12 protein-coding genes are annotated in these 14,969 nt (G+C 61.2%); all 12 read right to left on the bottom strand.

Annotated elements, in window-relative coordinates:
• Positions 1 to 27: 27 nt before the first annotated feature.
• The 12 genes from AB5Z54_RS03460 to AB5Z54_RS03405 all read right to left on the bottom strand — a co-directional run bounded on the left by AB5Z54_RS03460 (position 28) and on the right by AB5Z54_RS03405 (position 14,966).
• Positions 28 to 525: a YajQ family cyclic di-GMP-binding protein gene (locus AB5Z54_RS03460; protein WP_006235971.1), complete on the bottom strand. Its 498-nt coding sequence runs from the start codon at positions 523 to 525 to the stop codon at positions 28 to 30.
• Between the two features lie 26 nt (positions 526 to 551).
• Positions 552 to 2,063: a RodZ domain-containing protein gene (locus tag AB5Z54_RS03455; protein ID WP_368160224.1), complete on the bottom strand. Its 1,512-nt coding sequence runs from the start codon at positions 2,061 to 2,063 to the stop codon at positions 552 to 554.
• Complete coding sequence (locus AB5Z54_RS03450) at positions 2,063 to 4,843, bottom strand: FtsK/SpoIIIE family DNA translocase (protein WP_368151015.1); 2,781 nt, start codon at positions 4,841 to 4,843, stop codon at positions 2,063 to 2,065. Before AB5Z54_RS03450 ends, AB5Z54_RS03455 begins: the two co-directional genes overlap by 1 nt.
• A gap of 1 nt (position 4,844) precedes the next feature.
• The gene (locus AB5Z54_RS03445) at positions 4,845 to 6,515 is read right to left on the bottom strand and encodes a ribonuclease J (RefSeq protein WP_006235967.1); all 1,671 of its coding nucleotides are present in this window, start codon (positions 6,513 to 6,515) and stop codon (positions 4,845 to 4,847) included.
• Between the two features lie 640 nt (positions 6,516 to 7,155).
• Positions 7,156 to 9,402: a polyribonucleotide nucleotidyltransferase gene (locus AB5Z54_RS03440; RefSeq protein WP_055309899.1), complete on the bottom strand. Its 2,247-nt coding sequence runs from the start codon at positions 9,400 to 9,402 to the stop codon at positions 7,156 to 7,158.
• A 149-nt stretch (positions 9,403 to 9,551) separates the two neighbouring features.
• Positions 9,552 to 9,830: a 30S ribosomal protein S15 gene (rpsO, locus tag AB5Z54_RS03435; RefSeq protein WP_035138510.1), complete on the bottom strand. Its 279-nt coding sequence runs from the start codon at positions 9,828 to 9,830 to the stop codon at positions 9,552 to 9,554.
• Between the two features lie 138 nt (positions 9,831 to 9,968).
• Complete coding sequence (gene recO / locus AB5Z54_RS03430; protein ID WP_117629181.1) at positions 9,969 to 10,718, bottom strand: DNA repair protein RecO; 750 nt, start codon at positions 10,716 to 10,718, stop codon at positions 9,969 to 9,971.
• A 15-nt stretch (positions 10,719 to 10,733) separates the two neighbouring features.
• The gene (era, locus tag AB5Z54_RS03425; protein WP_368160221.1) at positions 10,734 to 11,801 is read right to left on the bottom strand and encodes a GTPase Era; all 1,068 of its coding nucleotides are present in this window, start codon (positions 11,799 to 11,801) and stop codon (positions 10,734 to 10,736) included.
• A gap of 12 nt (positions 11,802 to 11,813) precedes the next feature.
• Entirely contained in the window at positions 11,814 to 12,191 is a 378-nt protein-coding gene (locus tag AB5Z54_RS03420) for a diacylglycerol kinase family protein (RefSeq protein ID WP_099431794.1), read from the bottom strand.
• Positions 12,192 to 12,200: 9 nt separating this feature from the next.
• On the bottom strand, positions 12,201 to 12,710 hold the full coding sequence (ybeY, locus tag AB5Z54_RS03415; RefSeq protein ID WP_055285156.1) for an rRNA maturation RNase YbeY: 510 nt from the start codon (positions 12,708 to 12,710) through the stop codon (positions 12,201 to 12,203).
• Positions 12,707 to 13,693: a PhoH family protein gene (locus AB5Z54_RS03410; RefSeq protein ID WP_368160218.1), complete on the bottom strand. Its 987-nt coding sequence runs from the start codon at positions 13,691 to 13,693 to the stop codon at positions 12,707 to 12,709. Before AB5Z54_RS03410 ends, ybeY begins: the two co-directional genes overlap by 4 nt.
• Entirely contained in the window at positions 13,674 to 14,966 is a 1,293-nt protein-coding gene (locus AB5Z54_RS03405; RefSeq protein WP_368160216.1) for a MiaB/RimO family radical SAM methylthiotransferase, read from the bottom strand. The genes AB5Z54_RS03410 and AB5Z54_RS03405 overlap by 20 nt, the downstream gene beginning before the upstream one ends.
• Positions 14,967 to 14,969: the final 3 nt, after the last annotated feature.

The raw sequence follows: 14,969 nt of genomic DNA, 5'->3' as shown, positions 1-14,969 counted from the left end.
GTTGGAGAGCGGTCCTTTCGAATGATATTAGCGGTAGTTGGTGAACTGTAGCGGCTGGCCGTAGTCCTGGTCGCGCAGGAACTGGATTACGGTCTGCAACGCATCCTTCGAAGCAGAGGAAACACGCAGCTTGTCGGCCTCGATGGTCACCTTGACCTTGAGCTTTTGGTCCTTGATGTCCTTGTTGATCTTCTTGGCGGTCGCCTGGTCGATACCCTCGACAATATGGCCGAGCACGCGCACGGTGCCGCCCGATGCCGCCTGAGGAGCATCCCACGAGACAGCCTTGAGGTCAATGCCGCGCTTGATGAGCTTGGAACTCAGCACGTCGACAATCTGTTTGGAGACAAAGTCGGCCGGGGCGTTGATCGTAAAGAGCTTGTCGCCCTTCGAAAGCTCGATCGTGGCGCCGGAATCCTTAAGGTCATAGCGCTGGGAAATCTCGCGCGTGGTCTGCTGGAAGGCGTTGTCGACCTCTTGCATGTTGACCTCGGACACGACGTCGAAGCTGGAATCTTTAGCCATGATGTTTCCTTTCGCGTACGAGCGGCTTAGTAGCTATCGTACGAATAGTCGGTAGAATCGGTGGGTGTCTGACCGTCAGTTGCGGTATCGGCGCCATCCGTGGACTGGGCATCGGTAACGTCGGTGGTATCGGCACCATCGGTGGTATCGGTACCATCAGAACTTTCACCATTCTCGGAATCAGTCGTCTCCTTCTTGGGAACGGTGATCGTCACACGCGCCACGCCCGAGGTCTTGGTATCGTAACGAACCTTTTCACCGTTCTTGGTAACGGTGACATCGGAAGGCTTGGACGTGGTGATCTCGATCGAGGACTCGGGCGAGTACTCCTGCTCAAAGGGGCCAGTCGCTTGGGCGCCATAGACCGACTTGCCGTCGACCTTGACCTCAATCCACGCGGTCTTTCCCTTGGCAACGGAGACTTTGACCTTCGTGACCTCGTTCTCTTCCTTCTTGGCCGTCGTCTTGGTAGCGTCCGAGTCAGTCGACTCATCCGTCGCCTCATCGGTGTCTTCGTCCTCGTCGACCGTTTCGGTCTTCTTAGAAGACTTCTTGGTCGTCGTCTTGGTAGCAGTGGGCGTCTCGGGCGTGGTCTCGGGCGCCGAAGATGCGCAGCCGCGCAGAAGCACCACGATGAGCACAATCAACAACAGCGCAACGGCACCGATGCCGGCGTAGACGATACGCGGATCGAGCCCGTTGTTTTGAGGAGTACGTGATCCGCCGCGTCCACGATTGGAACTGCTGCGGCCGCCTCCCTGAGGCATACGACCACGATTGCTATCGGAACGGCCGCGATAGCCGCCCTGGCCCTGAAGGCTGCGCTGACCCGAGCGGGGCGCAAGTTCACCGCGGCCTTGATAGCCACGTTGGCCCGAACGCGGAGCCGAAGAGCGCTGGCCATACGGCTGTGATTGAAAGCGAAGACGCGGCGTCACCTGCGTGGTATCGGCATCCGCATAGCCACCGCGAGAGCGTCCGGTGGAGACACCACGGTGACCGCGATCGGAATAGCCGCCGTCGCCGTAGCCGGCACGAGGGTCACGCGCCACGCCGCGGGCAGTGGGAAGTGCACGGTCCTCAGGCATCGGCGTACTGCGGAACCGGTCACGCTGTGAGCGAATCTCCTCGCCCGAACCCGTCTCAGTAATATAACCGGCCTGCTGAGGACGCTGTCCATAGCGGGTCGAACGACCGCCCTGAGCCATCAGGAAGCGCCCGTTATCGACCGAGGAACGCGAATTGACGTAGCCGGCGGCGTCCTGAAAACGACCGCCCTGCTGCGACGTCTCGCGCTCATATGCCATCAGGTCGTCAAAGTAGGCATTGACGACCTCGCGCGGATTGAGGCCCAAAAAGCGAGCATAGCTCGAAATCATGCCCTGTGCATAGCCGCGCGGCGGCATCGAAGCAAAGTTACCGGTCTCGAAAAACTCGATGATCTGCGGCCTGATTTTGATGGTGTTGACGACCTGCTGAATGGAAAGGCCCATTCGGCGACGCTGCTCGAGCAGCATGTCACCAAAGCGTGCAGCCATCAGAATCCTCCAAACTCACGATCTTCACGTGCCATCTCGGCGTCGACAGATTCCAGCGCGGCAAGCCCCTCCTCGTCCAACAGGACCTCGCGCGGCTTGGAACCGTCGGGCGGGCCGACGACACCCTTTTCTTCCAGCATGTCCATAATACGCCCGGCACGCGCATAGCCAACCTTCAGACGACGTTGCAGGCCAGATGTGGAGCCAAGCTGCGATTCCACCACAATATGGGCGGCTTCCCAAATGAGCGGATCATCGTCTTGCGGCTCGGCTACTCCGGTGCGGACAATACCGCCGCCACCCGCCATGGACATGGAAGCGGGCGCCACGGCAGACAGAATCTCCTCGTGGTAGTCGGGCTCGCTCTGCGACTTGACGAACTCGACAATCTCGTTGATCTCATCATCCGAAACAAAGCAGCCTTGAATACGGCGGGGCTTGCCCCAGTCGACCTTGGAGAACAGCATGTCGCCCAAACCGGTGAGCTTTTCGGCACCCATCTGGTCGATGATGACGCGCGAGTCGATGCCCGTAGCGACGTTAAAGGCGATGCGGTTGGTGATGTTGGCCTTGATGAGGCCCGTCACCACGTTGGAGCTGGGGCGCTGCGTGGCCACGATAAGATGAATACCGGCGGCACGGCCCAGCTGTGCAATACGTACGATCGAGGCCTCGACATCCTTACCGGCGACCATCATCAGGTCCGAGAGCTCGTCAATGATGATGACCAGGTAGGGCATCTTTTGCGGCGGATTGTCGTAATGCTCAAACTCGCCGGCGGCCTGCTTTTCGTTGTAGGTCGAGATCTTACGCACGTTAAGACGCTCGAAGACCTTCAGGCGACGCTCCATCTCGGACACGGCCCATTGCAGAGCGCTCGCGGCCTGCTTGGGCTCGGTCACTACAGGCACGTAAAGATGCGGCAGACCGTTATAGCCCGCAAGCTCGACGCGCTTGGGGTCGACCATGATCAGGCGAACGTCCTCGGGAAGAGCGCGCATGAGCAGAGTCGTGATGATGGAGTTGATCATGACCGACTTACCGGAACCCGTGGTACCGGCGATCAGCAGGTGGGGCATCTTGGCAAGGTCGGCGACGACCGGCGTACCCTCGGCATCTCGACCGATGGCGAGCTCGAGCGGACCGCCCTTCACATAGGGAAGCACGTCGCCCAGGTTGACGTTCTGGCGCTTGCGATTGGGGATCTCGATACCCACAAGCGAGGTGCCGGGGATCGGGGCAAAGATACGCACCGACTGGGCAGCAAGCGATAGCGCGATATCGTCCTCGAGGCTCGAAATCTTGCTCACGCGCTCGCCCTCGCCAGGTTGCAGCTTAAAGGTCGTCACCGTGGGGCCGGCGATCCAGCCGACCACGCGGGCACTACGACCAAACTCAAGCAGCGTGGACTGAAGTGACTCGGCAGTCTGCTCAAGCTCCTTGTCCGAAGACGCGGCGGAAGCCGACTGCGGGTTGGCATGCAGAATCTCAAGTGGCGGAAGTTTGAGGCCGTCCTCTTCTTCGCCCTCGTTATCTGCGGCGCCGCCGTCCGCTCCCCCATCGCTAGCCGCAGCCGATTCGACAGCACTCAAGGCAGGCGCATCGGCAACCTTGGGATGCTTCAAGAAGTCGGGGATCTGAGGTGCTGCCGAGACAGGATTCACGGCAAACGGCGGCTCGGACTCGTCGATCTTATCGGGGTCGTCTTCCATCGAAAGCTGACCGGTTACCTGGTCGCGCTTTGCATGGCGACGCGGTAGCAAAGTTGTCTTTGCGGTCTCAATCGGAGCCTCGTCGTCCTCGTCATCGCCCTCGGTGAGCTCAATCTCGCTCTCGGACCAAGACGGGTCGGGCTCACTCGTATTGAGTTTGGGCGCAGCCTTGCCCTTCTTGGCATGGCGGCGCGGCAACAGCGTCGTCTTAGCGCGCTCAGCTTCCACGGCATCGGACACGTCGACAAACGGATCCTCGTCCTCGTCGTCATCGTCCAAAACCGGGTCCACATCGTTGCCCATGACTGTGGTCACGGCAGCATCGGAGCCCTTTTGACGAAGAATGCTCAGGTGCGGACGGGCAACGCCGGGCACCGACAGGGCCTCATCGTCACCCCACGGGCTCGCGTTGACGTCGGCACGACGGCGCTCGGCAAAATCGGCCGCACGGTCGCGAGCAGAGCGCAGCACGCCACCCACCGAAAAGCCGATGATGACAAAACCAACGACGGCCAGACCCAACAGGACCACCATCGCGATAGGCTTACCCAGGGCATTCTGCAGCGCACTCGCAATAAACGCACCGATGTAGCCACCCGAGGCGGACAGATTTTGCGGCGTGAACATAAGGTCACACGAGTCGCTCGTACCCGGCACCATCAGAGAAAGAATGGAGACAACGGCGATAAAGACCACGGCTCCGCCCGCGACCGAGCGCGCGTTGAGCGGCGAGTCCTCACCTAAAAAGAGCGTGGCGGCAAACAGCAAGATGACGATCGGCAGCACGTAGGCGCCCAGACCAAAGCCCAGATGGTAGAAACCGGCAACCACAGCCGTAACGGGTGCGGTCGCCGGCGAAATCACGGCAATGAAGGACGCAATCGCCAAAACGGCGATGACCACGCCGGCGATATCGCGGTTGGCCGAAGGCTCGACCAGGGGCTCGAACTCATCGAAGTCCGCCTCGTGGCCCTTGTTGGCACGCAGATGGGAACCGGCACCCTTAGCAGATGCCGGTTGGTTATTGGCCTTATTGCCTTTGGCGTTTTGTGCAGATCCACGCGCCAAACTAAACCTCCATGACGACCGGGATGATCATCGGACGGGTGCGCGTACGGCTCCAGATAAAGTTAGAGAGCGAATCGCGCACGGCCTTACGAATAGCATCGGAACCGCTGCTCGTAAAGCTGAACTTGCCCTTCTCGATCGTCTTCATGATGGACGCGGAGGCATCCTCGGAGAACTGGTCGTCGATGGCAAACGAGACGCCGCGGCCCGAGAACTCGATGGCCTCAATCTTCTTGTGCTTGAGCGAGACGATGGCAACAGCGGTAACCATACCGTCGTTGGCGAGCTTCTGACGATCGCGCAGGACGATGGGGTCGGTATCGCCAATACGCAGGCCGTCGACGTAAACGACACCGGACTCGACGGGCGTACCGCGTTTGACGATACCGCCGCGCATCTCGAGCGTGTCGCCGTTATCGAGGATAAAGATGTGATCGTCCTTGATGCCCATCTTGCGAGCCAGCTGGGCATGGGCGCGCAGATGCACGGCTTCACCGTGAACCGGCATAAAGTACGTGGGCTTGGCCATGGCCATCAGGAGCTTGAGCTCCTCCTGGCTACCGTGGCCCGAGACGTGGACAAGAGCGCGGTTCTTATCCCACACGTCGCAACCGAGCTTGGCCAGGCTGTTGACGACCTGCTGGACGGCTTTCTCATTGCCGGGAACAGGAGTTGCCGAGAGGATAACGGTATCGCCCTCGTGGATGGAGAGCGTCTTGTGCTCTCCGTTGGCCATGCGGGACAGGGCCGACAGCGGCTCGCCCTGCGAACCGGTGCACATGACGACGATCTTGTCGTCGGGCAGGTTATCGATATCGAAGGCATCGATGATATCGGCATCGTCGATGTTGAGGTAGCCCAGCTCACGCGCCACGCGGGTGTTCGTGAGCATGGAGCGACCGGTCACAACGACCTTACGGCCGCACTTGCGGGCGGCATCGCAGATCTGCTGCAAACGATGGATGTGGCTCGAGAACGACGCGACGAACACGCGACCCGGGGCGTTCTTGATGGCGTGCAGCAGGTTGGGTCCAACCTCGGCCTCGGACTTGGTAAAGCCGGGAACCGTGGCATTGGTGGAGTCGGACAGCAGCAGGTCGATGCCCTGCTTGGCAAAGCGGCTGATAGCGGCATAGTCGGGCGTGACGCCGTCGATGGGCGTCTGGTCGAGCTTAAAGTCGCCGGTGTGCATAACGGTGCCCTGATTGGTGCGGATGAACACGCCCAGAGCGCCGGGGATGGAGTGCGTCATCGAGAAGAAGTCGAGCGAGATGCCGCCGAGGTTGACATGACTGCCGCCCTTGACCTCGCGGAACTTGGGTGCGCGGATGCGGAACTCAGAAAGCTTGCCCTCGATAAAGCCAAGCGTCAGCTTGCTCGAGAAGATGGGCACCTTATTGTTGAGGTCCTGCAGCAGATACGGAAGCGAACCGGTGTGGTCCTCGTGGCCGTGGGTGACGACGATACCGCGGAGCTTCTCCTCGTTCTCCAGAACATAGGTGTAGTCGGGAAGCACCAGGTCGATACCGGGCTGGGAGTCGTCAGGGAACATGAGACCGGCGTCGACGAGCACCATGTCGTCGCCGCACTCGAAGACCGTCATGTTCTTACCGATGCCGTCAAGGCCGCCGAGCGGGATGATCTTCAAGGGAGATGATTTTTTAGCTGCCATAGGTTAGTGTGGTTTCCTTTCTTCGAAACGGGTCTGGAACAACCGACGGGGCGCTTCTGGCAAACCGACCGTCGGGAACGTACAAACATGCATCACAGAGTCGACGAAGTAACCACAGTATGATACCCATTTGCACAACAACAGACCACCCATGCATCAAAGCCCCATCTGAACTGGTCCATCCCGCCGGTTTCCCGTGGGGCGGGCACTGATGAAGTTTCCTGCTCTACAGTCCTGCTCACGACGGAGGCCACATTAAGTGGCCTCCTGTTCGTGCGGAACTCGCGATAAACTTCATCAGTGCCCGCCCCACGGGAAACCTGCCAAATAGAGACAGGTTTATTTTGGTCGGTTTTATCTGGGAAGATGCTGCTGCGGCTATCTACAGATCTGTAATCTGACTACTGAATAGACTGTCTAACTAAATAGCAAGCGGCATTAACCAGCCCTTTTGCTTGCGCCCGGGAGGGACGCATATGAAGTTTATCGCGAGTTCCGCACGCAAAGGAAAGCACTTAATGTGCTTTCCGTCTTGCGCAGGACTGTAGAGCAGGAAACTTCATATGCGTCCCTCCCGGGCGCAAGCAAAAGGGCGACCCCATTGCGGAGTCGCCCTTGTTGAGCTGCTTATGTGTAGCTGTTACTCGGCGTCGTGGTGACGGCGGGGCTTGCGGCCTCCGTTGTCACCGGGACGGCGCGGACGATCGCTGCGCTCGGAGCGCTCGCGACGCGGACGTTCACGGCGCTGGAAGTGCTCGCCGTCGCCTTCGGAGGCACCCTCGGCGCGAGCCGGGGCCTCGGGCTTGTCAAGACGATCGAGCGAGATCTTGCCGCGATCGTCAACCTCGATGACGACGACCTTGACCTCGTCGCCCACGTTGAGGACGTCCTCGACCTTCTCCACGCGGCCCTTGGCGACACGGGAGATGTGCAGCAGGCCGTCCTTACCGGGCAGCAGGTTGACGAAGGCGCCGAAGGGCTGGATGGAGACAACGCGACCGGTGTACTCCTCGCCCGGCTCGGGAACCTTGATGATGAGCTTAATGCGCTCGACGGCCTGGTCCACGGACTCGCCGGTGCCACCGACAAAGACGGTGCCGTCCTCCTGGATGTCGACAGAAGCGCCGGTCTCGTCCTGGATACCGCGGATGACCTTACCGCCGGAACCGATGACGTCGCGGATCTTGTCAGTCGGAACCTGGATGGAAACGATGCGCGGGGCGGTGCTGCGCGTGGTGTGGCGCGGCTCGGGGATCACATCGAGCATCTTCTGCAGGATGAAGGCGCGACCCTCCTTGGCCTGCTGCAGGGCACGAGCCAGGATGTCGAAGGTAAGGCCAGTGGCCTTGTTGTCCATCTGCAGGGCGGTGATGCCCTCGGTGGTGCCGGTGACCTTAAAGTCCATGTCGCCCAGGAAGTCCTCGAGACCCTGGATGTCGGACAGGACCACGGTCTTGCCCTCCTCCTGGATCAGGCCCATGGCGATACCGGAGACCGGGCGCTTAATAGGCACGCCGCCGTCCATAAGGGCGAGCGTGGAGCCGCAGGTCGAAGCCATCGAAGAGGAGCCGTTGGACTCCATGACCTCGGAGACCACGCGGATGGCGTAGGGGAACTCGTTCTCGTCGGGGAGCACCGGAAGCAGGGCGCGCTCGGCAAGGTTGCCGTGACCGATCTCGCGGCGCTTGGGGCTGCCCATGCGACCGGTCTCGCCGGTGCAGAACGGCGGGAAGTTGTAGTGGTGCATGTAGCGCTTGCCCTCGGTGGGCTCGATGGTATCCAGACGCTGGCCCTCGTTGAGCATGCCGAGCGACAGGACGGAGAGCACCTGGGTCTGGCCGCGCTGGAACAGGCCGGAGCCGTGAACGAGCGGCAGGTAGTTGTCCTTCACCATGATGGGACGGATCTCATCGGCGGCACGACCGTCGACGCGCTCGCCGGTCTCAACGACCATGGTGCGCATGGCCTTCTTCTCGAGCTTCTTGAGCGCCACGGGGATCTCGCGCTCCCAAGCGGCCTGCTCCTCCTCGGTGAACTCGGCGCGGATGGACTCCTTCAGAGCCTCGACCTTACCGATACGGGAGAGCTTGTCGGCGTCGCGAAGGGCGGCTGCCATCTCGTCGTAGTGGGCGAAGATGCGCTCCTGGACCTCCTCGACGGGCTGGTCGAGCGGGTACTCCTTCTTGACGATGGGGCCGTTAACCTGCTCCCACTCGGCGACGAACTCATCCTGAGCCTGGCAGAAGGCAGCAAGGGCCTCCTGGCCAAACTTCATGGCGGCGAGCATGTCGTCCTCAGAGATCTCCTCGGCGCCGGCCTCGACCATCGAGATGAAGTCGGCGGAGCCGCCCAGCTCCAAGTCCAGATCGGAGTTCTCGCGCTCCTCGTAGGTGGGGTTGACGATAAACTCGCCGGTCTCCACGTTACGGCCGATGCGCACGCAGGCAAGCGGGCCCTCGAAGGGCACGCCGCCGAGCGTCATGGCCAGGGAAGCACCCATGACGTTGATGACGTCAAAGGGGTTGACCTGGTCGGCGACAAGCGAGGTAGCGACGATGTGCACCTCGTTGCGGAAGCCGTCCGGGAAGCTCGGGCGAATCGGACGGTCGATCATGCGCGCGGTGAGCGTGGCCTTCTCGCTGGGACGGCCCTCACGCTTGAGGTAGCCACCCGGGATGCGGCCGGCAGCGTACATCTTCTCGTTGAAGTCGACGGTCAGCGGGAAGAAGTCATAGTTCTTGCGCTCCTTGGAGACGACCACGGTATCGAGCATCGTGGTGTCGCCCTGCTTGACCAGGCAGGCGCCGGTGGCCTGCTTGGCAAGCTCGCCCGACTCAAAGGTGTAGGTCTTGCCGTACAGCTCAAAGGTCTTGGATACGAGTGTCATTGTTCTCCTTTACCCCACAGGCCCCTTGCCTGCGGGCTTCTCATGTGACGCGGACCCCCTGCCCCCGCCACGCTTCAGAGCGTGATTGTTCGCGCCCTTACACAAAAAGAGCGCCCCGCTGCGCAGGACGCTCTTAGCATGTACAAATCCTACTGGATGTTGTCGCGGATGCCCAGAGCCTTGATGAGCTCACGGTACTCGACGATGTCGTTCTTCTTGATGTAGGAGAGAAGACGACGACGACGACCGACGAGCATGAGCAGACCACGACGGGTGTGGAAGTCCTTCTGGTGGGACTTCATGTGCTCGGTCAGCTCCTTGATGCGCTCGGACAGGATGGCGACCTGAACCTTGGGGTTGCCGGTGTCGACCGGGGTGTTACCGAACTGGGCAGTCAGCTCCGCCTTGCGCTCTTTGGAAACAGTCATTGTTTCACCTTTCTTTTTGCGTCGCCATCGGGCGACTCGATTCGCCTCGGACTGGGAAGCCGCCGGTGGAGCGAGCAACCAAGGTCGAGGTACCAACAGGTCGGTATGTTACCACAAGCAGCCCGCGCCTGCGCATCATCACCGACCCAACATGAATTCCATCGCACGGAGGCGCTGATCGGTGTGCGTCGCAGCCCAAACATGCGAAAGCCCCAGCAAAAAGGCTGCGGTATGCGGGTCGATTCGCTCGGCCAAAAGCGCATCGAAGGTCATGGACATGAGGGCGCGCAGCCATGCGGCCTCACCGGTCGACACCAGTTCGGCACCTGGAACGCTCGACGCGCACGACCCGCACATGAGGCCGCCCGCCTGGGGCGAAAAATACGACAGCATGGGGTCTCCGCACAGCACGCAGGCCGAAAAATCGGGTCGATAGCCAACGTGCGACAGCAGCTTAAAGACATATGCCGCCACAAGTAGATCCATATGCGCCGTGTCGAGCCCGCTGCCCACCAGGGCAAGCGCTCGCTGCGTTATAGCAAAGGTAAACGGGTCCTCGGCGTCCTCGAACGAGCACACGCGCGCGACCTCGGCGATCGCGCTTGCGGCGCAGGTCGTCTCGTAATCGGGCGCAACGCCGAGCGGCGCCTCCATAAGCTCGGCCTGGGAAACCACGTCGAGTGACCGTCCATGTGCGAGCAGCATATCTACCGTACAGAACAGCTCGCAGCGCGCAGCCAGGCGTCCGCCGGGTTTGCGGGCGCCCTTTGCCACGGCACGAACCTGCCGCCCCCGCTCGTCAAGCATCGTCAAGATCAGGTCGGTCTCTTTGAGCTTAGTCTTATCGAGCACGAGCACTTTCGTGCGATATGTCCGGGAGCCTGCCATGCGCGCCGCGCGTCCTTAGTCCTCGGCGTTGTAGCCAAAGCGGCGAATCTGGGCCTCGTCGTCACGCCAGCCGGCCTTGACCTTCACGTCCAGCTCCAAAAAGACCTGCGTGCCAAAAATGCGCTCAAGATCGCGACGGGCGTCGATACCGATATGCTTGATCATCTCGCCGCCCTTGCCGATGATGATGCCCTTTTGGCCCTCGCGCTCGACGTAAATGGTGGCGTGCACGCGCAGCACCTTCTTGGTCTGCTCGAGCGCATCGCAGATCACGCCAACGGAGTGCGGGATCTCATCACGGGTGCGGCGCAAGACCTTCTCGCGCACAAACTCGGCAACGAGCGTCTCATCGGAAGCGTCGGTGCCCATGTCCTCGGGGAACCAACGCGGGCCTTCGGGCAAAAAGTGCGCAACGGTCTCGATAAAGGCATCGACGTTGAAGTTCTTGACCGACGACGTCACGATCTCGTCGTCATATTCCATGAGTTCGTGGGCTGCCTTAAGCTGCTCCATGACCTGTGCGGGGTCGGCCTCATCGGCTTTGGTGAGCACCAGGACCTTCTTGGAACGAGCGTTCTTGACGCGCTCGGCAACCCAGGCGTCTCCCCTGCCGATCGGTTTGGTGGCATCAATCAAAAACGCGACGACATCGACATCGTTCAGCTCGAACAACGCGCTCTTGTTGAGCTCGGATCCCAGGCCGTCCTTAGGCTTATGAATACCCGGGGTATCGACAAAGACCAGCTGGTAGCCGGGACGGTTGACGACGGCGCGCATGCGGCGGCGAGTCGTCTGGGCCACCGGCGAGGTGATGGCGACCTTCTTGCCGTAACAGGCGTTGAGCAGCGTGGACTTGCCGGCGTTGGGACGACCGACCAGGGCCACAAAGCCGCTGCGGAAACCGGGTTCCACGTCGCCAAAGCCCGCGAGGCTGTCGTCCTCGTCGCACAGGGCGTCGAGCCCCTCATCGCTCATGCCCTCAAACGGGTCAAACTCCTCGACTTCCTCATAGGCCTCGGTCGCCTTAGCATCCGGGGACTCGTCGTCCAAAATTTCATCGATAGGCTGCATATTGTCGGACATGGGAATCCCTTTCTAAATAAAGCCGAGCGCGTGGGCAAATACCAGCAAGCCCACAATCGCGGCGGTGATGGAAAGTACGTATACCGAGGCGGCGGCGATGTCCTTGGCGCGTTTTGCCAGCGGATGGAGCTCCTGGGTCGCCAGATCGACAATGGCCTCCATGGCGGTATTGCACAGCTCGCCGTGAATCACCAGGCCGCAGCAGATGATAATCGTGGCCCACTCGGCAATGTCGAGCCCCACGATGCAGCCGGCAATGACGGTGCACACGCCCGCCACGAGCATGACCTTGATGTTGCGCTCGGTCTTGACGGCGGTAACGAAGCCCTCCATGGCGTAGGAAAACGACTTTAAGAAGGACGGATGGTCCTTGTTCGATCCGGGAATCATAGACGGCTCCTAGTCGTGGGCGTGGTTGGTGATGGGGCCGACGTGGACTAGCTTGGGGTCCTCGCCGCGCTCGAACGCCAGATCGCGCAGGATGGCGTCCTCGCGGGCCTCCATGACCTCGGCCTCGTCGTCCTCGATATGGTCATAGCCCAGCAAGTGCAGCATGCCGTGTACGAGCATCAGACGACACTCGTCAGCGGAGCTATTGCCAAAACCGGGGGCCTGACGGGCAATAACCTGCGGGGCCAAGATGATATCGCCGAGCTCGAGCGTCTCGTCGGCGGGAATATCCTCGTCAAAGGCCGAGTCGCATTCAAACGAGAGCACATCGGTGGTGCGGTCGATACCGCGCCACTCGTGGTTGAGCTCGTGCATCTCGTCCTCGTCGACATACGAAAGGGAAATCTCGACTTCACGCTCAACGCCCTCGGCGGCAAGCACAACCTCGCAGATGTGCTCCACCTCCTGGGCATCGAGCAGCGTATCGAGCTCGGCATCGTTGCTGATCAATACACTCAACGGGACTCCTTTCGGTCACGTACGCGCTTCTCGCGCACATCATCATAAGTATCGTATGCCTCGACGATACGTCCCACCAAGGCATGGCGCACCACGTCGGCGCGCTCCAGGTGTGCAAACGCCACATCGTCGACACGGCCCAAAATCTGCTCAACGTCAGCAAGACCGCCGCGACGACCCACCAGGTCGCGCTGGCTCAGGTCGCCGGTAATCACGAACTTGGAGTTGAAGCCCAGGCGCGTCAGGAACATCTTCATCTGCTCGGGCGTGGTATTTTGTGCCTCGTCGAGCACCACGAAGGCATCACTCAGCGTGCGGCCGCGCATGTAGGCAAGCGGGGCGATCTCGATCACGCCGCGCTCCATAAGCTCATCGGTGCGCTCGCGATCCATCATGTCAAAAAGGGCGTCGTAAAGCGGACGCATGTAGGGATCGATCTTTTCCTCGAGGGTGCCGGGCAAAAAGCCCAGATTCTCCCCCGCCTCGACAACCGGACGCGTCAAGATCAGACGGCCCACCTCGTGACGCTTGAGCGCGGCAACGGCGAGCGCCATGGCCAGATAGGTCTTACCGGTGCCGGCAGGACCCAGGCCAAACGTGATGGTATGCGTGCGGATGGCATCCACATAGCGCTTTTGGCCGAGCGTCTTGGGGCGAATGACACGGCCGCGATACGAAAGCAGCACGTCATCGCGAAGCGACGTAGCCTCGTGCTCACCGTCGCGCAAGACGGCCAGGCAGCGAGAGACATCGTCGGCAGACAGCGTGCGCCCGGCGGCCGCCTCGCGAAAAGCGTGCTCGAAAAAGCGCGCCACGAGTTCGACCTCGTCCGGGTCGCCGCTCACGGAGATGCTATCGCCACGGGCGACCACATGAGCGCGAACCAAACTCTCGAGCGCACGAAGGACGCCGTCGCCGGCGCCCAAAACGCGCGAGGGATCAATCCCCTCGGGAACGGTAAGTCTAATCTTCGAGGCTTCCATGAACCTCCCTGCGTGCATGGACCAAGCCGGAATCATCGACTCCGATGATAGCAACATCGAGCAGGCACGGGGCTGTAAGTCCACAGGTATCGTCAAGACGGGCATGATGGAACGAGCCGAGCGTCAGGTTGTCGCCATACTCGAGCACGGCACGCTCGACCGTGCCCACGCGACGGCGAGCGTCGGCAATAGCGAGCTCCTGTGCAGCGGCCCGCATACGGCGGCTGCGCTCGGCCATAACCTCGGGCGGAACCTGGTCGGGCATGTCGGCAGCAAGGGTACCGGGACGCTTGCTGTAGCGGAACACGTGCATACGCGAGAAACCCACACGGCGGCACAGCGCCAGCGACTCCTCGAACTCCTCGTCCGTCTCGCCAGGGAAGCCGACAATAACGTCGCAAGAAAGTGACGCCTGCGGCAGATTGGCGCGAATCATACGCACCGTGTCCTCAAAGGCCTCCGCACTATAGGGACGGCCCATGCGATGCAGGGTCGCCGTGCAGCCGGACTGCACGGGCAGGTGCAAAAACGGGGCGATACGCTGCGGAAAGCGCGCCATAACCTTAAGCAGGCGCTCAGAGATATCCATGGGCTCAACCGAGGAAATGCGCACATGCGGGATAGACGTGCGCTCCATGATGGCCTCGAGCAGCTCATCGATTTCGACATGCTCGTCGGTCGCGCTCTTGCCATCGTAGGCGCCCAGGTTCACACCGGTCAGCACCACCTCGGGCACGCCGGCCTCCTGGGCCTCGCGAACTTGCTCGAGCACGGACTCAACGGGCACGGAGCGCTCGGGGCCGCGTGCCTTCCACACAATGCAATAGGTGCAGCGATGGTTGCAGCCGTCCTGAATCTTCACGCCCAGGCGAGAGCGACCGAGCGCATCGACCACCTCGCCATCGCTGCAGGCGGGAACGCTATCGGACTCAACGCCCAGCACCTCGCAGACGCGTTCGGCAACATCAATCTTGGACGGCTCGGCGATCACGCGGTCCGAAAGCTCCAGCAGCTCCTCGGGGTGCAGATTGACCACGCATCCGGTCACGACCACATAGGGCTCGTTTGGATAAGCCAGCGCATGACGGACGGCCTTACGGGTCTTGGCCTCGGCCTCGCCCGTAACGGCACAGGTGTTAATAACGATCAGATCGGCATCCTGGGGCTCCACAATAGCAAAGCCCAGGCGCATAAGATCGGCAGTGATACGGTCAGACTCAACCCGGTTGACACGGCAGCCGAGGTTGACGACGGAAATATGGGGTGCGAGCACGCG

The organism is Collinsella aerofaciens (genome assembly GCF_040910185.1).
GTDB lineage: Bacteria > Actinomycetota > Coriobacteriia > Coriobacteriales > Coriobacteriaceae > Collinsella > Collinsella aerofaciens_BF.
The sequence above is the reverse complement of the archived record's forward strand: the minus strand, read 5'-3'. Positions and strand labels throughout refer to the sequence as shown.